The organism is Seonamhaeicola sp. ABD4_175 (assembly GCF_056160885.1).
This window is the reverse complement of the sequence record NZ_JBSWYC010000002.1, coordinates 390,964-417,174: the sequence shown is the minus strand read 5'-3', so window position 1 is coordinate 417,174 and position 26,211 is coordinate 390,964. Positions and strand designations below refer to the sequence as shown.

Genomic DNA, 26,211 nt, shown 5'->3' with positions numbered 1-26,211 from the left:
TATGATGCGAATTTCAGAAACCGTTAAACATTTAATAATCATTAATGTTATTATGTTTATTGGTACTTTGGCTGTAGGTAACGGCATATTGTTTTATGATTGGTTTGCAATGCATTTTCCTAAAAATGATGCGTTTAAACCATGGCAAATAGTAACTCATATGTTTATGCATGGTGGTGTTGCGCATTTGTTTTTTAACATGTTTGCCCTTTGGATGTTTGGTACACCAGTAGAGCAGGTTTTAGGTAGTAAACGGTTTTTGTTTATATACTTTTCGGCTGGTCTAGGTGCTGTGGCTTTGCAGGTTGGTTACCATTATTATGAGTTTGTGCCAACCTATAACACCTTAGTTTCATCGGGTTTAACACCAAGTGAAATTTTGCAAATGTTATCAACCAACAAAGTGTTAGATACAGGTATAACAGAGCTGCAATTTTCGCAATTACAAAGCATATTTTCGGCTTTTAACGCATCAATGGTTGGTGCATCTGGTTGTTTAATGGGTATAATGGTTGCTTTTGCAATGATGAATCCTAATGCAGAACTTATGATGATATTTTTACCAATTCCTATTAAGGCAAAGTACTTTATTCCGGGTATTATTTTAATAGATTTAATTTCAGGTATTAGCGGTCAATCTATTTTTGGTTACGGTAATGTGGCCCATTTTGCCCATGTTGGTGGTGCTTTAACGGGATTTTTAATTATGTGGTACTGGAAAAAAAATCAGTTTAATAAAAACCGTTGGTATTAATGACAACGTTTATAAACAACATAAAATATAAATTTAGCAGACTCAATGTTCTAGAAAAAATAATAGCTATAAATGTTATTATTTATTTAGTGCAAGTAGTATTACGCTTAAATTTATCATGGTTTATGTTACCTAGTAGCTTTTCTAGTTTTATTTTAAAACCATGGAGCTTGGTAACTTATGCGTTTTTGCATCATGATTTTTTTCATATCCTTTTCAATATGCTTTGGCTTTACTTTATTGGTAAAAGTGTTTTGAATTTGTTTAATCCAAAATTGGCGTTAAACGTATATTTTTTAGGAGCCATTTTTGGTGGTTTACTGTTTATGTTGGGGTATGAAATATTCCCTGGAATTTTTGGAGGAACATCTACACTAGTTGGTGCATCAGCATCAGTAAGGGCGTTGCTCATATTTATTTGTGCATATATGCCCAACCAAGAAGTTGCACTTTTAAGTTTTAGAATTAAGCTTTGGTACATAGCTGTAGCAATAGTGGCTTTAGACGTAATAGGTTTAGGCTCAGTAAACGCTGGCGGAAATTTAGCCCATTTAGGTGGTGCTTTGTTGGGGTATTTGTACGCAACACAGCTTACTAAAGGCACTGATATTGGTAAAGGTTTTGAGAGGTTTATGGATGGGTTGGTTAATGTTTTTAAGCCCTCAAAAAAAAGTCCGTTAAAAACAGTTCATAAAAATAAAAGTAAAGTTGGTGGTTATACTAAAAGTGAATTTAACGAGTTTAATAACCAGAAAAAAGTAGATGTAATTCTAGATAAAATTAGTAAAAGCGGTTACGATAGTTTAACTTCAGAAGAAAAAGATTTCTTGTTCAGAGCCGGAAAACAATAATACTTAAAACACACCAATAATTTAAATGAAAGATGAAGCACCTTAGTTTTTTAAATAAAATTATTTACTTCATCAACGTTATAGTAGCGCTGGCACTTTTGTTTTCATACGTGCTGCCTTATTTACCGCCTAAAACTTTCTCGGTATTATCAGTTTTAAATTTAGGGGTGTCTTTGCTCATTCTTCTAAATATTTTATTTGCTGTTTATTGGTTGTTAAAGTTGAAAAGGCAAAGTTTGCTTTCAATTGTTATTTTATTAATAGGATATGTTTTTTACGGATCGTTATTTAAGTTTTCAGCATCAAAAAACATTGAAAGCCCTAACAATTTTAAGGTTATGAATTACAATGTTAGGTTGTTTAATTTATATAAATGGATTGATAAAGATAGCATTGAAACTCAAATTGTAGATTTTTTAACCACCGAAAATCCTCAGGTTTTAAGCATTCAAGAGTATCATCCGCATAAAAATATAAACCTGTCTTTTTTTAAATATAAGTTTGAAAAATTATCGGGTAAAAAAGATAAATATGGTCAGGCTATTTTTTCGCAATTTCCTATTGTTAATTCGGGTTCTATTGAGTTTCCTAATACAGCCAATAATGCCATTTTTGCTGATGTTGTTAATGGCGCAGATACTATTAGAATTTATAACATTCACCTAGAATCTTTAAAAATTAATACCAATGTTGAACATTTAAAAAACGAAGATTCTGAGCGTTTATTTAAGCGCGTAATTTCAACATTTAAAATGCAGCAATTTCAAACCGAATTATTTTTAATGCATAAAAAACAATGCCCATATAAAATGGTTATTTGTGGCGATTTTAATAATACAGCATTTTCGTATGTGTACCGAAAAATTAAAGGTAATTTACAAGATACTTATGATGAAGCTGGTACTGGTTTTGGGCGTACGCACGATTTTAAGTTTTTTCCTATGCGTATAGATTTTATTTTTGCTGATGAAGCTTTTAGCGTGAACAGTTTTAAAGCCTACAATCAGCATTTTTCTGATCATTTTCCTATTACGGCTAACTTATCACTTGAAAAAGACTGATTTTTTTATGTCATAAAACTACAATCAACAACATCAGAAATTATATGTATTACCAAACCTAAGGCTATCAGTCTGGTTTTCTTCGGAATTAATAACAAAATATAAACAGCAATAGCATAATAAGTATGCAACGGATGAAAATTAATACTGCACCGGTTTGGGCTAAAAATGGGTGTTGCTAAAAGATGATCTAAGTCTATTAACATACCAGCAATCATAGTTAAATAGGCTTTTTGCCAGTGTTGTTTAAAGGCAATTAAAGCAACGGCCAATGGTAATAAAAAATGGCAACCGTAATGTGCTATAGGTTGAAGCATTAAAGGGTAATTAAGGTTTGGTTTTCCAAATAATTTAGTGCATTTGGGCCTTCGTTGAACAATACATCTAAAATGCTTAAATTTTCAATAAAACCGTGCTTTGAACTAAATACTTGGGTGTATTTTTCAAAATTATAAATCGGTTCTTTTTTTGCGTTCACTAAATGCCTAAAATCTGTTTTGTTAATAGGTTTTTTTTCAAAAATAGTAGTTTGTAAAGGTGTAATATCTAATTGTAAACAATCACAAATAATACTAAAACATTTTAGGTTAAAGTTTAAAATGCTGTCTTCTCTTTCTTCAAATAAAGGTTGAAGTTCATCTTCATAATACTCAAAAAAAGGCGATGTTCTGTAGGCTGAAAGTAAAGATTTCCAGTGGTTGGCTTGCCAGTTTTCGTCATTAAAAATTTGTACTTCATTGTATAATTGTCTGTTTTTTTGTGTGTAAACTACAGGGATGTTTAGGGTTTGTTTGCCATTGGCACCATAAATGTAAGTACGGTTTCTGTAAGTTTGCTTAACAAAATTATCTGCAACTTCAAAATGCACATTTTCCGCATTAACTATAGCTACAAAATGAGCTACATTAGGAAAATATGTTGGGTGAATAAGTATGTTATTCATGGTTTAACCCTATAAATTTAGGCATTGGCTTGTTTGCGTTTTCGCCATTTATTAAAACCTATCCAACCTAAAAGAGCTATTACAAACGGAATGAAGAAAGATGTTGCTTTACCACTACCACCAACGGTTGTGAAAAAGCGCTCCCAACGTGCATTAGGGAAACCGTCCCAACTCATCCAAATAAACACAGGTTTACCTACAACATGATCAAAAGGTACAAAGCCCCAAGCGCGCGCATCAATAGAATTGTGGCGGTTATCACCCATCATCCAATAATAATTTTGTTTAAATGTATACGTGGTAGCTAAGGCATCATTAATAAATATTTGATTGCCTTTTACTTGCAGTTTGTTGTGCTCATATTCTGTAATTACACGTTTGTAAAGTGGTAAAACTTCAAGGTTTATATCAATTGTTTTTCCTTTTTCAGGCACGTAAAGCGGACCAAAAAAATCACGATTCCATTGGTAATTTGGGTCGTGAGGAAAGGTTTCTTCGGGTGTGCCTTTACCTTCTTTTTGTTTATTAGGCACAATGTTTACAACATTGGGGTGATTTTTAAATTTGGCTAAGGCCTCATCACTCACCGCCGATAGTAAATAGCTTGTGCCTTGGGCATCCATGGCGTAAATGTTATCGGTAATGTCGTAGCGTTTTTTTAAATAATCGGGGTTTAAGCGTCCTTTTGTTTGTACATAATAACTAAATTGAAGTTTAGCTCTGTCTGGTAATTCATTTTTTTTGCCGTTTATGTATACGTAGCCGTCTTTTATTTCAAAGGTGTCACCAGCAATAGCAACACAACGCTTAACTAAGTTTGTTTTTTTATCAATAGGTTTATAGTAATTCCTGTCTGGATGAAAATCATTCATATCACGAAGTGTGTCCGCAGGTTGATTAAATACTACAATGTCATTTCTTTTTATTTTTTGAAAACCAGGAATTCTTAAATAGGGTAGTTGTAGTTTGTTTAACCATGAGGTGTTTCGTTTTGAAAAATCATCGTCAAAAACATACGATTTTGTTTTTAAAACAGGAATGGTATCATGCACCATAGGAGCAGCAACGGTTGTCATTGGCACTCTGGCACCATAATGAAACTTACTTACAAATAAAAAATCGCCTACTAATAATGATTTTTCTAATGATGAAGACGGAATTGTAAACGGTTGCATAAAATATGTATGTACAATAGTAGCGGCTACAATAGCAAAAAGTATAGAGCTTGTCCATTCACCTGATGATGATTTAGGGTTTAAATCTCTATTTTCTACATAGCTAACATCTGCAACATAGTTTAAATAATAGTTATAAAAGCCAAGTGTAACTACAGCTAAAAAAGTATCTAAATATTGGTTTTTACCAAAACTTCTAGCTGTTTCAACCCAAATAATTGCAAACATAAAAAGGTTTACTATAGGCAGAAATAATAAAATTACCCACCACCACGGTCTATTAATTATTTTCATTAAAATAACACCGTTATAAACAGGAATAAAGGCTTCCCATGCTTGTCTGCCGGCTTTAATGTATAATTTCCAAGTGCCTAATGCATGTATCACTTGAATTATAAAAATTAATATGAACCATTGAGATAATGACATAATTTTATGTTATTGTAATTGCTTGAAAACAATTAGGTTAATTTTTTAGCGCTTCAAATTTGCAGTTTTTCTGGGTGAAATAAAAATTATGAGTGAGCATTTGTACCCATTTAACAAAGATTTACAAATTTATTTAATACCTAAAACATCATTCATTGAAAAAACCCCCGTTTTTCCCACTAACCATTCTGCAGCAACAACAGCACCTAATGCAAAGCCTTGCCTGTTGTGTGCTACATGCTCAATGTTAATAGTGTCAACCTCACTGGCATAATTAACTACATGTGTACCAGGCACATCGCCAATACGCTTTGCTACAATTGGTATAGCGTTATTGTTTTTAGTTTCGTTTAACTCCCAAGCATTATAATTTGTATTGTTTTCAATAACACCTTCGGCCAAAGTAATGGCTGTTCCGCTAGGAGCATCTAATTTTTTTGTATGATGAATTTCTTCCATAGTAACATTATATTGTTTTAAGTTACTCATCATTTTTGCTAAGGTTTTATTTAGTTCAAAAAAGATATTTACACCCAAACTAAAATTTGAAGCATAAATAAAAGCGCCTTTTTTATCATTACAAAGGGTCACTGCTTTTTCGTAATTTTCTAACCAACCGGTTGTACCTGAAACTACAGGAACACTATTGTTTATGCAGTTTGTTATGTTTCCAAAAGCAGCTGTAGGTAAGCTAAAATCTATAGCAACATCGGCTTGTGTTATATCATAATCTACATCGTCTTTATCAATTTTTAAAACCACATCGTGTCCGCGGCTAATTGCTATTTTCTCAATGGTTTGCCCCATACGTCCGTATCCTAATAAAGCAATTTTCATGTGTTTAATTTTTGAAAGGTTATGTGTTTTTGCTAAAGTTCAAGTAAAAGAGAACTAAAATTTAAAGTTTAGAGTTAAGCCAGCATTACTTTTGCCATCAAATTCATTGAACTTGTAATGCGGTGCCAAAGATAAGTTTTCATCTACATTATATTGCAGTAAATGCGCATCAACGTTGGCATCAATAATATTTAAAGCATAAATACCAATGGTAACAAGTAATGATATTTCTTTATTTCTTCTGTAAAATTTTTGAGCGCGCTCTAAACCTTCGGTAGTAACACGTTCGGTTATAGAACCATCTTGTTCAACGGTTAAAAATTCATCATCAGTAAAACCAGCAAGCCTTCTTTTGTAGGCATCACGGTATCTGTTATACTCTTTATTATTGTTGGTGTAAAAGTAAATACCTGTACCCAAAGCGCCCCAAACTATAGGCGCTTTCCAATATCTTTTGTTATAAATTTGCCCTAAACCAGGTAATATAGCAGAGTAAAAAGCTGCTTTTGATGGAGATAAAGGGTCTATAGGTTCTCTGGGTATTACAGAATCTACTACTATTTCTTTTGAAATTTTTTTTCGTTTTGATTTTTTTTCTTTTTCCTCTTGGGCTACCAACGAAAAACAAAACAAAAAGGCTAGTATACTTACTATTAAGGATTTATTTAGCACCTTCAATTAATTTTTTAATACGATTAAAGTCTTCTTCTGAATGAAAAGGAATGCTTATTTTTCCTTTACCATTTTTAGAAACTTTAACGTCTATTTTGTGTCCAAAGTATTCTGAAAACACGTTAATCCCTTTTTTTATGAATTTAGGTGTGCTTTCGTCATTATCACTTTCTTTGGTAGGTACCGTAACTTTTTTAGTGGCGTTGTAATTTTTAATTAAGGTTTCTGTAGCTCTTACTGAAAGTTCATTTTCTAATACTTTGCCATAAATATCTAGCTGTGTTGATGTGTCTTCTACAGAAATTAAAGCGCGCCCGTGGCCCATAGAAATAAAACCATCACGCATGCCCGTTTGTATAATTGGGTCTAGTTTTAATAAGCGTAAATAGTTTGTAATTGTAGAGCGTTTTTTACCAACACGCTCGCTCATTTGCTCTTGAGTTAGGTTAATTTCATCAATTAAACGCTGGTAGGAAAGCGCAATTTCAATAGGGTCTAAATCTTGACGTTGAATGTTTTCAACCAAGGCCATCTCTAATGATTCTTGGTCGTTTGCTATTCGTACGTAAGCAGGTATTGTTTCTAACCCAAGTAATTTAGAAGCTCTAAAACGTCTTTCACCAGATACTAATTGGTATTTATTGAAATCTAGTTTTCTAACTGTTATAGGTTGAATAACGCCTAATTCTTTAATAGAAGTGGCTAATTCTTGAAGGGTTTCTTCGTTAAAATTGCTTCTAGGTTGAAACGGATTTACTTCAATATAATCTAAATCTAATTCAATAATATTGCCAACTACTTTATCTGCTCCTTCATCTTGAGCAGATTGTATGTTGTTTTCAGGGTCTTTTAATAAGGCCGATAAACCTCTTCCTAAAGCTTGCTTCTTATTTGCCTTGGCCATTTTTTAGGAGTTTTTATTTATAATTTCGTTTGCCAAACTTAAGTAGTTATTGGCGCCTTTACTGCTAGCATCATAGTTTATAATACTTTCGCCGTAACTTGGTGCTTCACTTAAGCGTATGTTTCGTTGAATAATGGTTTGGAAAACCATATCGTTAAAATGCTTTTGAACTTCTTCAACAACTTGGTTAGATAAGCGTAAACGCGAATCATACATGGTTAATAGTAAACCTTCAATATCTAAATTTTTATTGTGTATTTTTTGTACACTTTTAATGGTGTTTAATAGTTTGCCTAAACCTTCTAAAGCAAAATATTCGCATTGAATAGGTATTATTACGGCATCTGCAGCAGTTAAGGCATTTAGTGTTAATAAGCCTAATGATGGAGCGCAGTCTATTAAAATATAGTCGTATTCATCTTTAATATCGCTTAAAGCTGTTTTAAGCATATATTCTCTAGATTCTTTGTCAACCAATTCAATCTCAATAGCAACCAAATCAATATGAGCAGGTATAATATCAAGATTAGGAGTTTCTGTTTTTACTATAGCTTCTTTGGCAGTATGTGAATGTTCTAATAATTGGTATGTGCCAATTTCAACAGATTCTACATCAATTCCAATACCTGAAGTTGCATTTGCTTGAGGATCTGCATCTATTAGTAATACTTTTTTCTCAAGAACACCTAGTGAAGCTGCTAAATTAATAGATGTAGTTGTTTTTCCTACACCACCTTTCTGATTAGCAATTGCAATGATTTTACCCATTAAATAGTTTGGTTTTATTAACGGTAAAAATACAATTATTTATGAGGAATAAAAACCCATTTTGTTAACAATGATTAAATAAAAATAGAATGCAGTTTTTAGTTGGTTATTATCAATTTTAATCCAATAAAATTTCTAAAATTTTAATAGCTGCATCGCTAATTTTGGTGCCAGGACCAAAAACGGCAATTGCACCAGCATCAAAAAGATATTGGTAATCTTGTTTTGGTATAACACCGCCAACAATAACCATAATATCATCTCTGCCATAATTTTTTAAAGCTTCAATAACTTGCGGAACAAGGGTTTTGTGGCCTGCCGCTAATGATGAAACCCCCAAAATATGTACATCATTTTCAACGGCTTGTTTTGCGGCTTCTTGTGGTGTTTGAAATAAAGGGCCAATATCAACATCAAAACCAATATCTGCATAACCGGTGGCCACAACTTTGGCACCACGGTCATGACCATCTTGTCCCATTTTAGCAATCATAATACGCGGGCGTCTGCCGTCTTGTTCGGCAAAAGTATTGGCTAATTCTTGTGCTTTTATGAATGATTTATCGTTTTTCACTTCTTTACTGTATACACCAGAGAACGATTTTACTTGTGCTTTGTAACGTCCAAAAACAGTTTCTAAAGCGTTGCTTATTTCACCTAAAGTTGCACGTGCTCTTGCGGCTTCAATGGCTAAAGCTAACAAATTTTCTTCACCTGTTTTAGCAGCCTTGGTTAATTTTAAAAGCGTTTGTTTAACTTTTTCAGTGTTTCGGGTAGCTTTCAGTTTTTTTAAACCTTCTATTTGTTGGTTTCTTACGGTATGGTTATCAACTTCAAGTATAGTAATTGGATCTTCTTCTTTGAGAACGTACTTGTTAACACCTACAATAATATCTTGCCCAGAATCTATTTTTGCTTGTTTTTTTGCGGCAGCCTCTTCAATGCGCATTTTTGGTATACCAGTTTCAATAGCCTTTGTCATACCGCCAAGGGCTTCAACTTCTTCAATTAAACTCCATGCTTTTTTGGCAATATCATGTGTTAATTTTTCAACGTAATAGCTGCCTGCCCATGGGTCTACGGTTTTGGTAATATGTGTTTCTTCTTGTAAAAATATTTGTGTGTTACGAGCAATTCTAGCAGAAAAATCTGTTGGTAGTGCAATGGCTTCATCTAAAGCATTAGTATGTAAACTTTGTGTGCCACCAAAGGCTGCGGCCGCAGCCTCAATAGTAGTGCGGGCAACATTGTTAAATGGGTCTTGCTCAGTTAAACTCCAACCGCTAGTTTGGCAATGTGTGCGTAATGCTAATGATTTTGGATTTTTAGGATTGAATTGTTTTACAATTTTAGCCCATAACATTCGTGCGGCACGCATTTTGGCTATTTCCATAAAATGATTCATGCCTATAGCCCAAAAAAATGATAAACGTGGTGCAAAGGTATCAATGTCCATACCTGCTTCAAGGCCTTTTCTTATGTACTCTAAACCATTGGCTAGGGTGTAAGCTAATTCAATATCACAAGTTGCACCCGCTTCTTGCATGTGGTAGCCAGAAATACTAATACTGTTGAATTTAGGCATGTTTTTGCTGGTGAATTCAAAAATATCCGATATAATTTTCATTGATGGTGTTGGCGGATAAATATAGGTATTACGCACCATGAATTCTTTTAAAATATCATTTTGAATAGTGCCTGATAGTAATGCTGGCTTTACACCTTGTTCTTCAGCAGCCACAATATAAAATGCCATAATTGGCAAAACAGCACCATTCATGGTCATGGAAACCGACATTTTATCTAGTGGAATTTGGTTGAAAAGCATTTTCATGTCTTCAACCGAATCTATGGCTACACCTGCTTTACCTACATCGCCCACCACACGTTCATGATCACTATCGTAACCACGATGTGTAGCCAAATCAAACGCTACAGATAAACCTTTTTGTCCTGCTGCTAAATTTCTGCGGTAAAAGGCATTGCTTTCTTCAGCAGTACTAAAACCTGCATATTGCCTAATAGTCCACGGTCTGCGTACATACATGGTGCTGTATGGGCCACGTAAATTGGGTGCAATACCAGCAGCAAAATCAAGGTGTTCTAAATTTTTTATATCGTTTTTAGAATATGTTGATTGTATTAAAATACCTTCAGAAGTTTCAAAAGTATCTTTCTCTTCTGTTGTATTGCTTTGGCTATTTTTTAGGGTAATATGTTCAAGGTTTTTTCTCAAAAGCTATTTGTGTTTTATTGTTGCTTTGGTGTAGTTGGTGTTTTGTTGAAATCTACTTTAGAATCTACTTTGTGCGGATTTACTTTTGTTAAATCTACTTCAAAAAGTTTAGCGTAAAAGAAATCAAAAGCAATATAAGTGGCTAAATGCTTATCGCTTAAAGCGCTTCGGTAGTTTGAAACAATTGGAGGCCCAATTAGTTTTGGGTTCAAATCATTTATTGAAAGTAACGATTTAAATGTTGTTTTTAAATTATCATTTTTTAAGTTTTCAGCAACACATTTTATGAGTGGGCTGTTGTAATTTAAATGGCTTTTTGTGTTATTGGCATCCCATAGTGTGTTATCGTTTTTTAAAGCTTGAAATACATCAATGGTGTGTTGAGAAATAACACTTTCAAAAGGTGGTTTGCTATAAACAGCATTTCTAACAAATTGGCTGTAAGCATAAGTTAAATTAGGTTGTGCGTTGTTGTTTCGGCTATTTTTTCCGTAGTAATTTAAAATGTCTTCTTCAAAAGCATATAAAGCTTCTGCATAAAGTTTAGTATTAGTGTTTTTACAAGCAATAGTAGCGGGTTTGTTTGTGTATTTGTACTTTAAATTATTGCTAGTGTTTTTGCAATTAAACAACACAAAAGTAAGTGCTAAAATGAAGGTTTTTAAAATTGATTTCATGGGTTAAATTAATTGTAAAAGGTTTTATGCTTCAGTTTTTAAACGGTTTTGTTCTAAAGTTTCGGCTAATCGTTTTTCAATTATGGGTTCAATGAGTGTTTTTCTTTTATTGGTTTTAACAAACGGATATAACTCTAAATTGTTTTTCATTTTATCTAAACTATTTGGGTGTTTGTTTGTGCCTAAAAGTACTAGTGTTCCGTTGTTAAATTGTTCAATTTCTTTAGCGGCACTTTCTTTTATTTTACGTTGAATAATGCCCAGTTTTAGCTGTTTTAAAAATCCACCATTACTTTCAATATTTTTGAATAATTCTAAAGCTTTTTCAGCTAATTGTTGGGTTAAGCTTTCAATATAATAAGCGCCATCGGCAGGATTGTTAACCTTATTAAAATAACTTTCGTGTTTTAAAATTAATAGTTGATTTCGGGCTATTCTACTACCAAATGCATTGGTTTTATTATAAACACTATCATAGGCTAAATTACTAATGGTGTTAGCGCCTCCTAAAATAGCGCTCATACATTCGGTGGTTGTACGCAGCATGTTGGTATTATAATCGTAAATAGTTTTGTTGCGTTTGCTTGGTGTTGCAAAAATATGGCACTCTGTATTTGTTTGGTATTCATGAGCTAGCGTTTCCCATAAAAGCCTTAGGGCTTTAAGTTTAGCAATTTCAAAAAAATAATTAGAACTTACGGCTACATTAAAATTTATTACGGCGTTTTGTGGCAATATTAAAGCGTTTAAATACTCATTAGCATGGGCTAAAGCATAGGCCAATTGCTGCACTATGTTGGCACCAGCGTTTTGGTATAAGGCAGTATTTATACTTATACTATTTGTTGCCGAAACAATATTTTTTAATGTATTAAAATCTGAATTTAAATTAGAATACCAGTTACCTGTTTTTGTTAAATTGTGAATAATGTCATTTTGAAAAATAGGCTTTTTTATGAATTTTGAATGTGTGTTTTTAGTGAATGATTCAGATAAAAAATCACATTCTAAATGCATTGAAATGTTTTCAGTATTTATAGATTCTATTAAAGTTTCAATTGAAATGTTTTGTGAAGGGATAATGAATTTTATACTATCAGCACCTTTTTTTATAGCATTTACAGCATTTTTGTTGGCTGTTTTTTCATTAGCAACATAAATAGTTTCACAAATACGCCATTGTGTGGCTTGCGTTTTGGATGTGTTTGGAAGTGCTTCAAAATCATCGGCATGATAAAAAGGTTTAACTGTAATGTCATGATTTGTATTCCAGTTCAATGTGGTGTTATAATCTGCACCTTTTAAATCAAACTGAATTTTTTGTTTCCACTGTTTAGCAGAAACCGCATCAAAACCATTAAACAACTTTTTACTCATTATTTTTTGTTTTTAGGCTATCTTCATATTCAATAATAAAAATTTCTTCATTATTGCGTTTCATGTAATATTCTTCTCTTGCAAATTTTTCTAAACCTTTGTCTGTGCTAAGTTCTTTTAGTGCTTTATTGTCTTTTTCTATTTCCTTTTTATAGTATTCTTTTTCATCTTCTAAATCATTTATTTCAGAATTTAATTCATGATGAATAAGTAGTGAATTAGCATCAAAAAAAAGCATCCAAATACCAAAAGCAACTAGTATTAATATAAAAATGTTTTTAAATGGTTTAAAAAAAGGATGTTTAAAAAATGCCATTATAGCTTTTCGTTTATAATTGTTTTAACAATATCAATAGCAACTGTGTTGTACCTGTTATTTGGTATTATAATATCGGCATATTCTTTCATAGGTTCAATAAATTGCTCGTGCATAGGTTTAAGCGTGTTTTGGTAGCGCGATAAAACTTCATCTAAATCTCTGCCGCGTTCAGAAATGTCACGTTTTAAACGTCTAATTAAACGCTCGTCAGAATCTGTGTGAACAAATATTTTAATATCAAACATATCCCTTAACTCTGGGTTTGTTAAAATTAAAATACCTTCAACAATCATAACTTTTCTTGGGTGCGTTAAAATAGTATCGCCCGTGCGATTATGTTTTACAAAAGAATAAACGGGTTGATGTATGGGTTTATTCTTTTTTAATTGTTTTAAATGAGCTTCTATAAGTTCAAAATCTATAGATCTTGGGTGATCAAAATTAATATTTACGCGCTCATTATAAGACAGGTGTGACGTGTCTTTGTAATACGAGTCTTGCGAAATAACACCCACTTCACCTTCGGGTAATTCTTTAAGAAGCTGGTTTACTACTGTTGTTTTTCCGCAACCTGTACCGCCTGCAATGCCTATTATTAACATGTGTTTTTGCCTAAAATTATACAGGCAAATTTAAAATTATTTATTGTATTATTTTAGTGTATTTAATGTTTTTGTTACGAATAATTAAATAAAAACCTGCTAAAAATTGTTTAAATGCATAAACAGTATTTAGTGTTTAATTTTGGTTTTGCGTGTTTTTAACTTCGGTTTTTGTAAACATTTTGTTGTTTTTATTGCCCCAAGCATTGGTTATGTAGTTCATAACATCGGCAATTTCATCATCACTTAAGCCTAGTGTTGCCATGGTATTGTTGTAGGTTTCTCCGTTTACAATAATTTCACCCGAAATGCCAAATTTAATAGCTCTTATGCCGGCTTTTCGGTTGTTCATTAAATAATCAGATTTTGCCAATGGCGGATAGGTGCCTTTAACGCCTTCGCCTTTTGCCATGTGGCATGTTACGCAAAAATCATTGTAAATTTCTTTACCGTTTTCAATACTTTGTTTTAGGTTATTCTGTGCCTGTGCAAATGCAAATGATAAGCAAGCGAGTGTAAGTAGGTAATAATTTTTCATCTTTTTTTAAAATTTAATTTGGAACAATTTTAACAATGCCGTGGTTTTCAACGGCTACATATATAAAACCATCTGGTGCTTGTATAACGTTTCTAACTCTACCAATATTTTCAAAAAGTTTTTCGCGTTTAATAACTTTATTATTTTCTAAAATTAAACGCTCTAAATATTGAAATTTTAAAGAGCCCACTAAAACATTACCTTTCCAGTTTGGGTATTTATTTGAAGATACAATGGCTAAACCACTCGGAGCAATGGATGGCACCCAGTAAAATAAAGGTTGCTCCATGCCTTCTTTTTCAGTAATATCAGTAAAAGTAGTGCCGCTATAATTTATACCGTATGAAATTACGGGCCAACCGTAGTTTTTACCTTTTTCAATAATATTTATTTCGTCACCGCCTTGCGGACCATGTTCATGTGTCCAAATTTTGCCAGTTTCAGGGTGTTTTACCATACCTTGTGGGTTACGGTGCCCGTAACTATAAATGGCGGTTTTAGCATTTTTGGTGTTTATAAACGGATTACTTTCTGGCACGGTACCATCATCATGTAATCTGTAAATTTTACCACAATCTTTGGTGATATCTTGGGGGTTTTCATCTCTATTGCCACGGTCTCCAACCGAAAAATATAAGTAGCCCTCATTATCAAAAGCAATTCTAGAGCCAAAATGCTGTCCTTTTTTTGTGTTAGGTTTAGCTTTATACAGGGTTTCTAAATTTTCAAGTTTGTTGCCGTTAAGTTTCGCTCTAACTAACGCGGTGTTTCCGCCGTCACCGTTGCCTTGGCTAGAGGCGTGCGTCATGTAAATCCACCCGTTGTTTTCATAATTGGGGTGCAGTTTAATATCTAGAAAGCCACCTTGCCCACGAACGTAAACAGCAGGTGCACCTTCAATAACAGTTTTTTTATTGTTTTTAAAAAGAATTAAATCGCCACTTTTTTCAGTAATAAGCATGCTACCATCGGGTAAAAAAGTCATGCCCCAAGGTATTGTTAAATCTGGTACAACCATTTCGGTTGTATAGTTTATTTCTGTGGGTGTTTCAGCTTTTACAACAGATTCTGTTTGTTGCGCACAAGCAGCAAAAGTTATAAATGTAATAAGTATTAAACTTAGTTTTTTCATTGTTAAAATGCGTAATTTAAGTTAATGCCGCAGTAATAATTTACAGGATTTCCCGGATAGTAATATCGGGGTGCATTACCGCCAAAACTAGAGGCGTTTATTAAAATTTGCGATGCATACTTTACATCAAATATATTATTTATACCAATAAAAAGGTTTGTTTTTATGTTTTTATTTATGTTTTTCTTGAAACCTATTTTGGTGTTAGTAAGGTTGTAAGCGTTTGAAAATAAGTTGTTGGCATCTGTAATTGGCATTTTTCCAACGTGTAAAAAGTTGATGTTGCCATAAAAACCTATGGCTGTATTAAATTTAGAAATAATGTTTACGGTGTTTAAAGGAACGCCTGTAACTTTATTGCCAGAGTAGTTGTTAGTAGCATCAATAAATTGTTTGAATTTGTAGTTTGTGAAAGATGCATTAATGCTTGCGTATAAATCTATTTTTTTGTTTGAAATAATTTGGTGACTCATGCTGGTTTCTAAACCGTTGTGTTGTGTTTTGCCAGCATTTATACCAATAAATTCATCTTCGGAAGTTCTTCGGGCTACTAATAAATTTTTTAGGCTTAACCTGTAAACAGCCATGTTAAAATGTAATTTATGGTTTGTTGATGTTGCTCTTAAGCCTGTTTCAAAATTCCAACCAGTTTCAGGGTTTAAATCTGGATTTATTAATCCGTTTGGTAGAAGTGTTTCATTTAAAGAAAGTGGTGAAAATCCGTGACTTACATTGCTGTAAATATTGAAGTTTTTTGTGGCTTGATACGATACACCAAATTTTGGTGATATTATGGTTTTGTATTTGAATTTGCCTGATTGATCTGGATTATCGGTACTTGCTGTAAAATTATCATATAGTGTATATGATGTTTTATTTAGGTTTGAACCAATTATAACCGTTGTATTTTTTGTTAGGCTGTAATTAGCTTCAAAAAAAATATTGAAATAGCTTCTGTTTTCTTCAAAGTTTGAAAGTAAATCACCTTGAACACTACCTGTGTTAGACGGAAAATCTTCATATAAATTTTCAAAAGTTTTGTATGAATAAATATCTTTAAAATACTCACCACCCAAGGTCCAATTTAATGGTTTGGTAAATAATTTTAAGTTGTTAGTTAATCGGGTTCGGGCGCCATAAGCCACAGTGTTTTCTTCTAAAATATTAAAAGGTCTAGGCTCAAAAGCATTTCTAAAAGATGTAAAAATACTTGTGGTTTGTTTTAGTTTTTGGCCGTAGTTATGCTCCCATGATATGCCAAAAATACCTCGTTTAGAATCTTCAAAACCCTTGGTATTATTCCAGTTAATATCTGCAATATCGGGGTTGTTTTCAAAATTAGTTTTGTTTAAAGAACTCGGTATAAAAGCTTTTAAATTAACATAACTTGCCAAAAAAGATACTTGGTTTTTACTGTTTATAAAATGATTTGTATATAGTAAAAATGTTTGTCTATTATATGTATTATTAGCTCTAAAACCATTACTATGCGTATTGCTGTAAATAGTATTAAAACTATGTTTTTTAGTGTGAAAATTTATATTGATTAAGTTTTTAATAAGCCCAAAAGACCCTATTGTAAATTGGTTATTTATGACTTGAGAATTGAAATTTGAAGTTTCAGGAAATAAAGTTATTGTACCACCTAAACCAGCACCATAAACACTAGAAGCATTGCTTTTTGTGATTTCAATGCGGCTAATGGCGCCAAGTTCAAAATCTTCAATGTTTGTTTCGCCACTACCATTGGTTAACGGAATATCTTTAAAATAAGCTCTAATTTTTGATGTGCCAAACAAATTTCTAGCACCAATGCCTCTTATTGTAATACGGTTAGTGTTTAATGCGCCAGTTTGCATGAAAACACCAGGTATTGTGTTTAAAGTACTGTTAATATTAATGTTGTTACCTAAATTAATATCCTTTTTTAAAATAATATTTGTGGTTGTAGGTAGTGTTTTTAACGTTTGAGGTATTATACTACTGGTAACAAAAACCTCATTTAATTGTGAAGGATTTAGTTGAAGTTGAATATTATAAATTTCTCCAAAAATTAATTGTATGTATTCTGTAGTATAGCCTTCTTTTTTAAAGGAATAAACTCCTTCTGCTTTTATTTCGAAATTTCCGTTGGCATTGGTAAAAAAAACATCTTGTGTTTTAGTGTTTTTAATTTCAACAAGCTTTATAATATTGTTATTAGAATCGGTAACTTTTCCTGATATTATTTTTTGACTAAAACTTAGTGCACTAGTAAGTAACACAACAATAAAATAAATGTTTTTTTTGTTCACAAGGTATTGTTAAGAGCAAGCAAGTTATGTAATAAGTTTAAAAAGATTTAGATTTTAATATTTTTTTTGAAAAATAGGTGTTGAAATAAATAAAAAAATTATATTTGCAGCCCGTTACAATTACGGGGTGTAGCGTAGCCCGGTTATCGCGCCGCGTTTGGGACGCGGAGGTCGCAGGTTCGAATCCTGCCACCCCGACAAAAAGCATTGCATTTTGCAGTGCTTTTTTTATGCCGTAATATTTGTACTTCGTAAAAATTGCTGCAAATTCCGTAAGTTTATACCTTTTAAATTCTCACTTTTAATATATGAAGAAATTGGCATTACACTGGAAAATACTAATAGGCATGGTGCTTGGTGTTGTTTTTGGTTTCACAATGGCATCATTTAACCTTCAACAATTTGTTTTAGATTGGATAGAGCCTATTGGTAAAATATTTGTTAAGTTGTTAAAACTCATTGCAGTGCCTTTAATTTTAGCTTCGTTAATAAAAGGCGTGTCAGATTTAAAAGATATTTCAAAATTTAAAAATATGGGTGTACGCACTATTTTTGTGTACATTTTAACTACCGTAATAGCAATTACTATAGGTTTAGGTTTGGTAAATTTTTTAAAGCCAGGAGCGGGTATTACACCTGAAACTGTTACAATGCTAAAAGAAAAATATGCTAGAAGCGGAAAAGCGCAAACCATTTTAAATAATGCGAAAAAACAAGCTGAAGCTGGTCCGTTAGATTTTGTGGTTGATATGGTGCCTGATAATGCTGTTACAGCCATGAGCGATAATAAATTAATGCTTCAAGTTATTGTGTTTTCAATACTATTAGGTATTTGTATTTTGTTAGTTCCTGAAGAAAAAGCAAAACCTTTAAAAGACTTTTTTGATTCTTTAAATGAAGTTATTTTGAAATTGGTAGATTTAATTATGCTATCTGCACCCTATGCAGTATTTGCGCTTTTGGCAACCGTTGTAGTATCTGCCGATGATCCTGAAATACTCATAGCCCTATTAAAATACGCTGGTGTAGTGGTTTTAGGTCTCGTATTAATGATATGTTTTTATTTACTTTTAATAGCATTATACGCAAAAAAATCGCCTATTTGGTTTTTAAGCCAAATTAGTCCAGCACAACTATTAGCATTTTCAACAAGCAGTAGTGCTGCAGCATTGCCAGTAACTATGGAACGTGTTGAAGAGCATATTGGAGTAGACAAAGAAGTCTCTAGTTTTGTTTTACCCGTTGGAGCTACAATAAATATGGATGGTACAAGCCTTTATCAAGGCGTTGCAGCAGTATTTATTATGCAGGTTTTATGGCCAGAAGGTTTAGTGTTTAGTAATCAGTTAATGATAATTTTAACAGCGCTTTTAGCATCAATAGGAAGCGCTGCCGTACCAGGGGCAGGTATGGTAATGTTAGTAATTGTTTTAGAAGCTATAGGTTTTCCGTCTGATATTTTACCAATAGCCTTAGCCTTAATTTTTGCAGTAGACAGGCCGTTAGATATGTGCCGAACAACAATAAACGTAACTGGAGATGCTACAGTTTCTACCTTAGTAGCCAAATCTCTTGGTAAATTGGGTAATCCTAAAATTAAAAATTGGGATGATAATTATCATAAAAATTAATATTACAAAAAACTAATAAGGGTATTGCTTTTAAATGACGTCTAAAAGTATACAGTAAAAGTTTTTTTTGCTTACCATAGCAATTACTTATTTTTTTATAAAAACTGTTGATACATTCTAAGTAAGGATTTGTTTAAAAATTCTACTTTTGTTTTAACCTAAAAGATTTTAAAATTATGTCTAATACAATTGAAAGAGTAAAGTGTTTAATAATTGGTTCCGGGCCAGCAGGCTACACAGCAGCAATATATGCTGCAAGAGCCAATATGAACCCTGTTTTATATCAAGGTACACAACCAGGTGGTCAATTAACAACTACTAACGAGGTTGAAAATTTTCCAGGTTACCCAGAAGGTGTTACAGGGCCAGAAATGATGTTGCAATTACAAGCGCAAGCTAGACGTTTTGAAGCCGATATTCGTGATGGTTGGGCTACTAAGGTTGATTTTTCGGGAGATGTACATAAAGTTTGGATTAATGACGAAAAAGAAATTCATGCCGATACAGTTATTGTTTCAACAGGAGCATCAGCAAAATATCTAGGTTTAGAATCTGAACAAAAATATTTAAAGTTAGGTGGCGGTGTTTCAGCATGTGCGGTTTGTGATGGTTTTTTCTATAGAAATCAAGAAGTAGTAATTGTTGGGGCAGGAGATTCTGCATGTGAAGAAGCTCATTATCTTTCTAAACTTTGTAAAAAAGTAACCATGTTAGTAAGACGTGATGAGTTTAGAGCATCAAAAATTATGGCAGAACGTGTTAAAAACACAGAAAACATAGAAATTTTATTTAATACAGAAACCGATGAGGTTTTAGGTGATGGTCAATTAGTAAACGGCGTGCGCGTTTTTAATAACCAAACAAAAGAAAAACACGTAATACCAGCAACTGGGTTTTTTGTAGCCATAGGGCATAAACCTAATACAGATATTTTTAAAGATTATTTAAATTTGGATGAAACAGGTTATATAATTAATACACCAGGTACAGCAAAAACAAATGTAGATGGTGTATTTGTATCTGGAGATGCGGCAGACCATGTTTACAGACAAGCAATTACTGCTGCAGGTACAGGTTGTATGGCAGCTTTAGATGCTGAGCGTTATTTAGCAGCTAAAGATGCTTCTTTTGAAGTATCTACTTCAACATATAATTAATAGCAAATATCTACTTAAAGAAACGCAAAATAGCCAAAGGAAAAACTTTGGCTATTTTGTGTTTTGTAATTATTTAAAAATATGTTTTCTTTGGAAACTATTTAAAATTCGGGATGTGGCGCAGTCCGGTTAGCGTACACGGCTGGGGGCCGTGTGGTCGCAGGTTCAAATCCTGTCATCCCGACTTTTTTTTCTTGCATGTTATAATGTTTTAAGAATATAATAGTTAGCATTTATTTTTGTGTTAACTGTTTTTATCTCAATTATTATAATTTTCTTACTAAAATAAAACATTATATAGTTTTTCTTTTTTTTATATAAAGTAGTCCTTTACTGGTGTTTTAAGGTAAATACCGTTCAAAAAAAGGTAAAATAATCATTTGTTGTAATATTTTAATCATTTGTAGTATAGCATGGTTTTATTAAATGAGTAGTTTTATGAAACTAAACTAACTACAACCAAACTGAAAAAAACAAATTTAGATATTAGTTCTAAAAAGTTTACCAGTTTATTAGAAAGAAAAGATACTAATGCTCATGAGGTACTTTTTCGTCTATATTATGGTAAATTGTTGCACATAGCCAAAGGATATCTTGATAATTATGAAGATGCTGAAGGTATTGTGCAAAATGTATTTATCAAAATTTGGGAAAAAAGCGATGGTTTATCTGCTGTTAAAAACATAAATAATTATCTTCATACTATTACCAAAAATGCTTGCTTAGATTTAATTAAGCATCAAAAGGTTAAAAACAACTTTTCAGTATCTTATCAGCAAAGAGTTTTAATTCAAAAACAATTTATTAAAAATGAAGCAGTTTCATTAATTATTGAATCTGAATTACAAGAACGAATAAACAGAGCCATTGAAGCATTGCCTGATAAATGTAAGAAAGTTTTTGTTAAAAGTAGGTTCGAAGGATTAAAACATGCTGAAATTTCCGAAAAACTTCAAATTTCTAAAAGAACTGTAGATGCCCATATTTCAACGGCTTTACAGCATATGAGACTTCATTTGAAAGAATATTTAACATTAATTATCATTTTTTTTAAAATATAACTAGGTATAGTTGTAGAGTTAGTCGTCTATATAATATCAACTAACTATGAAAAACACTATACTCATAAAATATATTAAAGGATTAGCTACTCCTGAAGAGGTTAAGACTGTTGAGAATTGGATAAATGCTTCAGCTCAAAATGCGCAAATCTTTAATGTATTGAAAGCAAAACACCTGGCTTCAACTTTTGATGAAACGTTAAAGGTAGTCAATACAGATAAAGCCTATAACGATTATTCTGAGCGCTTAAATAGAAAAACTATACAATTTTCTATGCTCTTAAAATATGCAGCTATTTTGGTGGTTTGTTTAGGTGTTAGCTATGTCTATTTCTTGTCACAAAGTAGTAGCAATATTATTATTCCAGAAGATGCCATAGTATTACAATTAGAAACTGGTGAAACAAAAATAATTACAGAGAATAACACAGCTGATATAGCAGATTCAAAAGGAAATAATTACGGGCAGCAAAAAGGAAATGTTTTGCATTATAATAACAATAGCAAAACTGAAGAATTGATATATAATATCTTAAAAGTGCCTTATGGTAAAAGGTTTGATGTTGTGTTGTCTGATAGTACAAAAGTAACACTAAATGCTGGTAGCTCACTAAAATATCCGGTTAAATTTTTAAAAGGGTTTAATAGAGAGGTTTTTATTACGGGTGAGGCGTTTTTTGATGTTACTAAAGATAAAGACCACCCTTTTATAGTAAAGGCAAAAGGTATAAATGTTAAGGTTTTAGGTACACAATTTAATGTGTCTTCATATCCTGAAGATTTAGAAACCGAAACAGTATTAGTAGAAGGTGCTGTAAGTTTATTTGCTGAAAACATTGATGAAACTCAAGCAACACTAAAGCCAGGAGAAATAGCCGTTTTAAACAGGGAAAGTGCTAATTTAATTGTAGAAAATGTAGATGTTTCATTGTATACCTCTTGGGTAAATGGCGTTGTAAGTTTTAAACATGAGCCGTTTAAGAATATCACTAAAAAGCTAGAAAGGTATTATGATGTTTCAATACAGTGTACTAATACAGCCTTAAATAATACATCGTTTACAGCAAGCTTTAATAATACAAGCATAGAGTATATTTTACAAACATTTAAAGAAAATTATAGTATTAACTACACTATAAATAACAAAACAAACAAGCCAACTATAATAATCAACTAAACTAAACTATACCACATATGACATAGAAAAACACCACACAACAAACTATTTATTATTCTACTTAATCACTTTAATATGCTTACAAAGCATAAAAAAAACCGGAAAATGCGGGAACATTTTACCGGTTAAATGCGTGATTAAATTAATAACCAACGTAAAGAACTATAAAAATAATGAAAAACCTTGTTATTCAAAGGGAAACTACTCTCTTTTTGTTACAACGCAATTTAAAAATGAAACTAACCACAATATTTTTAATTGTAGCCTTGTTTCAAACACACGCAAACCCTGTATCTAAAAAAGATAATACAACGGTAACTATTAACTTAGAAAACGTGCGCTTGGAAAAGGTGCTAAATCGGATAGAAACAATAACCGATTATAAATTTGTCTATAAAGATGAAGACGTTAACTACCTAAAGCGCGTTTCAATAAACGCCACTAAAAAACCGCTTTTAGAAGTATTAGATCGTTTGTTTTTCAACACAAAAATTCAATACAAAGTTTCTAGAAATCAAATTGTATTAAAACCTAAACAGGTATTTAAAAACGTGACGCCATCAATAAACGCTCAAGGGCAAACAAAGTTTTTGGTTAGCGGTACAATTTTAGACGAAAATGGGCAACCACTACCAGGAGCAAATGTTATTGAAAAAGGTACAACAAATGGTGCTACTGCCGATTTTGATGGTAATTTTGCCCTTAAGGTAGCCAGTAAAAATGCCATACTAACTGTATCTTTTTTGGGGTTTAATACTAGAGAAATACCAGTTAATAATCAATCACAAATTAAAATAGTATTAAAAGAAAACCTATCAGAACTTGATGAGGTTGTTGTAGTTGGTTTTGGAAGCCAAAAAAAGGAAACCGTAGTAGGATCAATTACACAAGCAAAAGGAGAAGAACTTCTTAGGGCTGGTAATGTAGGAACAGTGTCTGAAGCGCTAGCTGGTATCATGCCCGGTGTATCAACAATGCAAGCTGCTGGTCAACCAGGTTCTACAGCATCAAATATTCTCATAAGAGGGCAGTCTACATGGACTAATAACAATCCACTTTTTGTTGTAGACGGTGTAGAGAGAGATTTTAATGATATAGACCCAAACGAAATTGAATCTATATCTGTATTAAAAGATGCTTCGGCTACTGCCGTTTTTGGTGTGAAAGCTGCAAACGGAGTTGTAGTTGTAACAACTAAAAGAGGTAAAAAAGGAGAAACCAAAGTAAGTTTTACAAGCAGTTGGGGCTTAAAAGAACCTACTATGAATACAAATTACTTTGCAGATTATCCAGCAACTTTAGAAGCTTTTAATGAAGCAAATATGAATGATAGGGCATACAGCAACCTAGTGCCTCAAAGTGTAATTGATACTTGGAGAGACCCTAATAGAGATAAAAGAAGGTATTCATATACAACATGGATTAATGAGTTGCTTACAACAGGAAAAGCATCTCAATATAACCTTAATATTTCTGGAGGTAATGATTTTGTACAATATTTTACTTCTTTGGGGTATCAGCATGATGGTGATGTTTTCAATTTTGAAAAACAAAGAGATTTTGATCCTCGTACTTTTCAAAATCGTTATAATTGGCGTTCTAATTTAGATTTCAATTTTAGTGAAACTACTAAGTTTAAAGTAGGTCTTGGTGGTAATTTTAAACAATGGAGTGGTAACTCTGTAACTAGGCTAACTAACAACGGTATAGCTTCAGGAGGTGGAGATAGTTTTACGCGTATCTGGCAAACACCTTTGGCGGGCCCCCAACCAATTTTAGATGATGGTAGGCTAACAACTGTTTTAGGAGCTACAGTTAATCCAAATTTTTACAGAGTAGAGAGAGAAGGTGAGTGGAAAAGAAGATCTAATACATTATATACCGATTTCACATTTATTCAAGATATTACACCAAGCTTTAAGGCCAGTGCAAAATTATCATACAATTATAGCCAAGGTTATAATAGTAGTATAACAGCAAGTCCCTTATTTTATTACTATGATGAAGATATTGATGATTTTACTTTACCAGATAACCCTGATGCCGTAGAGGCACCTCCGGTTGTAAGTGGTGAAAGTATATCAGGATCAAGTAGTAGTTTATATTATGAATTAAGGTTAAACTATGATAAAACATTTGGAGAAAACCATGATGTTGGTATTATGGGACTATTTTTTAGAAGAAGATCTCAAAGTAATACAGCCTTTCCAAGATATGAAGAAAGTTGGGTAGGTAGAGCCACGTATGGCTACAAAGGTAAATACCTAGCAGAATTTAATGGAGCATATAATGGAAATGAAAATTGGGCTCCAGGATTACGCTTTGGATTTTTTCCTTCAGCAGCAGTAGGGTGGGTTGTTTCAAAAGAAAATTGGTTCAAAGATAATGTAAGGTTCCTAGATTTTTTAAAGTTTAGATATTCTTATGGAGAAATAGGTTCAGATGGCGGAATTGGTAACAATAGGTTTTTATATATATCACCATTTGAATCAAGAACTGCATGGGAAAATGCATTTTTCTATGGTGATCCTTTAATTAATTATGGTGCAGGTGATTTTGGTGTGTTTAGAGAAGGCTTGCCAGCTGTACCAGATAACACTTGGGAAACTGCAATAAAACAAGATTTAGCCGTTGAGTTAGCTACGCTTAATAGCAGAATGAGATTACAAATAGAACTTTTTGATGAGCGTAGGCGTGACATATTAATGCAGCGTCGTACTGTGGCACCTTGGTTTGGCAATTCTGCCCCATTTGCAAATATAGGAGAAACAAAAAATCATGGTATTGATATTGAGCTGAAATGGAATGATAGAATAGGCAATGACTTTGAGTATTTTTTAAGAGCAAATATGTCTTTAAGTGAAAGTAGAGTAATAGAAAGAGATGATCCAGCAGCAACAGATGAGCATAGGCGTTTAGCAGGAAAACCTATAGGTTGGAATAGTGGCTTAATATCTGATGGCTTACATACATCATGGGACGAATTGTACAATAGTACAGTTTCTCAATGGATGCCAAATAACATTGCTATTCCCGGTATGTTGAGTTTTGTAGATTATAATGGAGATGGTATTATTAATGAAAATGATAGAGTACCTATTAACAATCCTTCTTTTGCAACAAAAACATATGCCTTTAGTTTAGGGTTTAGTTACAAGAATTTTTCTATTCATGGTTTATTTAATGGTATGTTTGATATATCTAAAGACTTAGGAACTCTTTACTTGTTTGAGCATTCTAGTGTTTCTGTTAACACGTTTCAATTGTTAAATAATGAGCAAAGAGATGCGTGGTCATTCTCAAACCCAAATGGAGTTCATCCAGCATTGCGTACTTCATCTAACGCACATGATACACAAAAAAGTACATACACAAATAGATCAAGTGATTTCTTAAGGTTTAAAACTTTAGAAGTTAAATACAAGTTTGGTAAAGAACTTAACAAGAAAATTGGTCTTTTTGAATCTTTCGAAATTTTTGCTAATGGAAATAACATAGCAACTTGGTCTAAACTACCAGATGAGTTTGACCCTGAACAAAGGCAGTTATTGGTGTATCCACTTGTAAGAAGGTATAATTTTGGAGTGAGAGCCTCATTTTAAAAGTTTAATAAAAT

23 protein-coding genes and 2 tRNA genes are annotated in these 26,211 nt (G+C 32.6%); 10 read left to right on the top strand and 15 right to left on the bottom strand.

Annotated elements, in window-relative coordinates; genetic code table 11:
* Position 1: 1 nt before the first annotated feature.
* The 3 genes from ACXAG4_RS08160 to ACXAG4_RS08150 all read left to right on the top strand — a co-directional run bounded on the left by ACXAG4_RS08160 (position 2) and on the right by ACXAG4_RS08150 (position 2,666).
* Positions 2-754, top strand: coding sequence for a rhomboid family intramembrane serine protease (locus ACXAG4_RS08160; RefSeq protein WP_475295590.1), 753 nt, complete (start codon positions 2-4; stop codon positions 752-754).
* Complete coding sequence (locus ACXAG4_RS08155) at positions 754-1,605, top strand: rhomboid family intramembrane serine protease (protein WP_475295589.1); 852 nt, start codon at positions 754-756, stop codon at positions 1,603-1,605. The genes ACXAG4_RS08160 and ACXAG4_RS08155 overlap by 1 nt, the downstream gene beginning before the upstream one ends.
* A 236-nt stretch (positions 1,606-1,841) precedes the next feature.
* Positions 1,842-2,666: an endonuclease/exonuclease/phosphatase family protein gene (locus ACXAG4_RS08150; RefSeq protein WP_475295588.1), complete on the top strand. Its 825-nt coding sequence runs from the start codon at positions 1,842-1,844 to the stop codon at positions 2,664-2,666.
* A 5-nt stretch (positions 2,667-2,671) separates the two neighbouring features.
* Here the strand turns inward: ACXAG4_RS08150 and ACXAG4_RS08145 are convergent, their stop codons facing one another.
* The 15 genes from ACXAG4_RS08145 to ACXAG4_RS08075 all read right to left on the bottom strand — a co-directional run bounded on the left by ACXAG4_RS08145 (position 2,672) and on the right by ACXAG4_RS08075 (position 17,569).
* Positions 2,672-2,983, bottom strand: a complete 312-nt coding sequence (locus ACXAG4_RS08145; RefSeq protein ID WP_475295587.1) for a DUF6122 family protein — start codon at positions 2,981-2,983, stop codon at positions 2,672-2,674.
* Complete coding sequence (locus tag ACXAG4_RS08140) at positions 2,983-3,609, bottom strand: WbqC family protein (protein WP_475295586.1); 627 nt, start codon at positions 3,607-3,609, stop codon at positions 2,983-2,985. The genes ACXAG4_RS08145 and ACXAG4_RS08140 overlap by 1 nt, the downstream gene beginning before the upstream one ends.
* Positions 3,610-3,626: 17 nt before the next feature.
* On the bottom strand, positions 3,627-5,213 hold the full coding sequence (gene lepB, locus ACXAG4_RS08135; RefSeq protein ID WP_475295585.1) for a signal peptidase I: 1,587 nt from the start codon (positions 5,211-5,213) through the stop codon (positions 3,627-3,629).
* Between the two features lie 129 nt (positions 5,214-5,342).
* The gene (gene dapB / locus ACXAG4_RS08130; protein ID WP_475295584.1) at positions 5,343-6,050 is read right to left on the bottom strand and encodes a 4-hydroxy-tetrahydrodipicolinate reductase; all 708 of its coding nucleotides are present in this window, start codon (positions 6,048-6,050) and stop codon (positions 5,343-5,345) included.
* 54 nt (positions 6,051-6,104) lie between these two features.
* The gene (locus ACXAG4_RS08125) at positions 6,105-6,722 is read right to left on the bottom strand and encodes a DUF5683 domain-containing protein (protein WP_475295583.1); all 618 of its coding nucleotides are present in this window, start codon (positions 6,720-6,722) and stop codon (positions 6,105-6,107) included.
* Entirely contained in the window at positions 6,712-7,626 is a 915-nt protein-coding gene (locus tag ACXAG4_RS08120) for a ParB/RepB/Spo0J family partition protein (protein ID WP_475295582.1), read from the bottom strand. Before ACXAG4_RS08120 ends, ACXAG4_RS08125 begins: the two co-directional genes overlap by 11 nt.
* Positions 7,627-7,629: 3 nt before the next feature.
* Positions 7,630-8,394, bottom strand: coding sequence for a ParA family protein (locus ACXAG4_RS08115; protein ID WP_475295581.1), 765 nt, complete (start codon positions 8,392-8,394; stop codon positions 7,630-7,632).
* 118 nt (positions 8,395-8,512) lie between these two features.
* Positions 8,513-10,630 (bottom strand): methylmalonyl-CoA mutase, encoded by a 2,118-nt coding sequence (scpA, locus tag ACXAG4_RS08110; RefSeq protein ID WP_475295580.1) that lies wholly within the window; start codon positions 10,628-10,630, stop codon positions 8,513-8,515.
* A 14-nt stretch (positions 10,631-10,644) separates the two neighbouring features.
* Positions 10,645-11,307 carry a hypothetical protein gene (locus tag ACXAG4_RS08105; protein WP_475295579.1) on the bottom strand — a complete coding sequence of 221 codons (663 nt, stop codon included), beginning with the start codon at positions 11,305-11,307 and terminating at the stop codon, positions 10,645-10,647.
* Between the two features lie 24 nt (positions 11,308-11,331).
* Positions 11,332-12,684, bottom strand: a complete 1,353-nt coding sequence (locus tag ACXAG4_RS08100) for a methylmalonyl-CoA mutase subunit beta (protein WP_475295578.1) — start codon at positions 12,682-12,684, stop codon at positions 11,332-11,334.
* On the bottom strand, positions 12,677-13,000 hold the full coding sequence (locus tag ACXAG4_RS08095; protein ID WP_475295577.1) for an FtsB family cell division protein: 324 nt from the start codon (positions 12,998-13,000) through the stop codon (positions 12,677-12,679). Before ACXAG4_RS08095 ends, ACXAG4_RS08100 begins: the two co-directional genes overlap by 8 nt.
* Positions 13,000-13,605: a uridine kinase gene (gene udk / locus ACXAG4_RS08090; protein WP_475295576.1), complete on the bottom strand. Its 606-nt coding sequence runs from the start codon at positions 13,603-13,605 to the stop codon at positions 13,000-13,002. Before udk ends, ACXAG4_RS08095 begins: the two co-directional genes overlap by 1 nt.
* A 136-nt stretch (positions 13,606-13,741) precedes the next feature.
* Complete coding sequence (locus tag ACXAG4_RS08085) at positions 13,742-14,143, bottom strand: c-type cytochrome (RefSeq protein ID WP_475295575.1); 402 nt, start codon at positions 14,141-14,143, stop codon at positions 13,742-13,744.
* A gap of 13 nt (positions 14,144-14,156) precedes the next feature.
* The gene (locus ACXAG4_RS08080; protein ID WP_475295574.1) at positions 14,157-15,275 is read right to left on the bottom strand and encodes a PQQ-dependent sugar dehydrogenase; all 1,119 of its coding nucleotides are present in this window, start codon (positions 15,273-15,275) and stop codon (positions 14,157-14,159) included.
* Between the two features lie 2 nt (positions 15,276-15,277).
* Positions 15,278-17,569 carry a TonB-dependent receptor domain-containing protein gene (locus ACXAG4_RS08075; protein ID WP_475295573.1) on the bottom strand — a complete coding sequence of 764 codons (2,292 nt, stop codon included), beginning with the start codon at positions 17,567-17,569 and terminating at the stop codon, positions 15,278-15,280.
* Between the two features lie 123 nt (positions 17,570-17,692).
* Between ACXAG4_RS08075 and ACXAG4_RS08070 the strand changes: the two genes are divergently transcribed.
* The 7 genes from ACXAG4_RS08070 (at position 17,693) to ACXAG4_RS08040 (ending at position 26,197) form a co-directional block, all read left to right on the top strand.
* A tRNA-Pro gene (locus ACXAG4_RS08070) sits at positions 17,693-17,767 on the top strand.
* Between the two features lie 110 nt (positions 17,768-17,877).
* Positions 17,878-19,200: a dicarboxylate/amino acid:cation symporter gene (locus ACXAG4_RS08065; RefSeq protein ID WP_475295572.1), complete on the top strand. Its 1,323-nt coding sequence runs from the start codon at positions 17,878-17,880 to the stop codon at positions 19,198-19,200.
* Positions 19,201-19,376: 176 nt separating this feature from the next.
* On the top strand, positions 19,377-20,357 hold the full coding sequence (gene trxB, locus ACXAG4_RS08060; RefSeq protein WP_475295571.1) for a thioredoxin-disulfide reductase: 981 nt from the start codon (positions 19,377-19,379) through the stop codon (positions 20,355-20,357).
* 109 nt (positions 20,358-20,466) lie between these two features.
* Positions 20,467-20,541 (top strand) — tRNA-Pro (locus tag ACXAG4_RS08055).
* 280 nt (positions 20,542-20,821) lie between these two features.
* Positions 20,822-21,418 (top strand): RNA polymerase sigma-70 factor, encoded by a 597-nt coding sequence (locus ACXAG4_RS08050; protein ID WP_475295932.1) that lies wholly within the window; start codon positions 20,822-20,824, stop codon positions 21,416-21,418.
* 46 nt (positions 21,419-21,464) lie between these two features.
* Entirely contained in the window at positions 21,465-22,595 is a 1,131-nt protein-coding gene (locus tag ACXAG4_RS08045; protein WP_475295570.1) for a FecR family protein, read from the top strand.
* Between the two features lie 233 nt (positions 22,596-22,828).
* Positions 22,829-26,197 carry a TonB-dependent receptor gene (locus ACXAG4_RS08040; protein WP_475295569.1) on the top strand — a complete coding sequence of 1,123 codons (3,369 nt, stop codon included), beginning with the start codon at positions 22,829-22,831 and terminating at the stop codon, positions 26,195-26,197.
* Positions 26,198-26,211: the final 14 nt, after the last annotated feature.

Bases quoted from the DNA above. Each gene is read 5' to 3' on its own strand.
- ACXAG4_RS08160 (WP_475295590.1), top strand. From the start codon at position 2: ATGATGCGAATTTCAGAAACCGTTAAACATTTAATAATCATTAATGTT.
- ACXAG4_RS08155 (WP_475295589.1), top strand. From the start codon at position 754: ATGACAACGTTTATAAACAACATAAAATATAAATTTAGCAGACTCAAT.
- ACXAG4_RS08145 (WP_475295587.1), bottom strand. From the start codon at position 2,983: ATGCTTCAACCTATAGCACATTACGGTTGCCATTTTTTATTACCATTG.
- ACXAG4_RS08140 (WP_475295586.1), bottom strand. From the start codon at position 3,609: ATGAATAACATACTTATTCACCCAACATATTTTCCTAATGTAGCTCAT.
- lepB (WP_475295585.1), bottom strand. From the start codon at position 5,213: ATGTCATTATCTCAATGGTTCATATTAATTTTTATAATTCAAGTGATA.
- dapB (WP_475295584.1), bottom strand. From the start codon at position 6,050: ATGAAAATTGCTTTATTAGGATACGGACGTATGGGGCAAACCATTGAG.
- ACXAG4_RS08120 (WP_475295582.1), bottom strand. From the start codon at position 7,626: ATGGCCAAGGCAAATAAGAAGCAAGCTTTAGGAAGAGGTTTATCGGCC.
- ACXAG4_RS08115 (WP_475295581.1), bottom strand. From the start codon at position 8,394: ATGGGTAAAATCATTGCAATTGCTAATCAGAAAGGTGGTGTAGGAAAA.
- ACXAG4_RS08105 (WP_475295579.1), bottom strand. From the start codon at position 11,307: ATGAAATCAATTTTAAAAACCTTCATTTTAGCACTTACTTTTGTGTTG.
- ACXAG4_RS08100 (WP_475295578.1), bottom strand. From the start codon at position 12,684: ATGAGTAAAAAGTTGTTTAATGGTTTTGATGCGGTTTCTGCTAAACAG.
- ACXAG4_RS08095 (WP_475295577.1), bottom strand. From the start codon at position 13,000: ATGGCATTTTTTAAACATCCTTTTTTTAAACCATTTAAAAACATTTTT.
- udk (WP_475295576.1), bottom strand. From the start codon at position 13,605: ATGTTAATAATAGGCATTGCAGGCGGTACAGGTTGCGGAAAAACAACA.
- ACXAG4_RS08085 (WP_475295575.1), bottom strand. From the start codon at position 14,143: ATGAAAAATTATTACCTACTTACACTCGCTTGCTTATCATTTGCATTT.
- ACXAG4_RS08080 (WP_475295574.1), bottom strand. From the start codon at position 15,275: ATGAAAAAACTAAGTTTAATACTTATTACATTTATAACTTTTGCTGCT.
- ACXAG4_RS08065 (WP_475295572.1), top strand. From the start codon at position 17,878: ATGAAGAAATTGGCATTACACTGGAAAATACTAATAGGCATGGTGCTT.
- trxB (WP_475295571.1), top strand. From the start codon at position 19,377: ATGTCTAATACAATTGAAAGAGTAAAGTGTTTAATAATTGGTTCCGGG.
- ACXAG4_RS08045 (WP_475295570.1), top strand. From the start codon at position 21,465: ATGAAAAACACTATACTCATAAAATATATTAAAGGATTAGCTACTCCT.
- ACXAG4_RS08040 (WP_475295569.1), top strand. From the start codon at position 22,829: ATGAAACTAACCACAATATTTTTAATTGTAGCCTTGTTTCAAACACAC.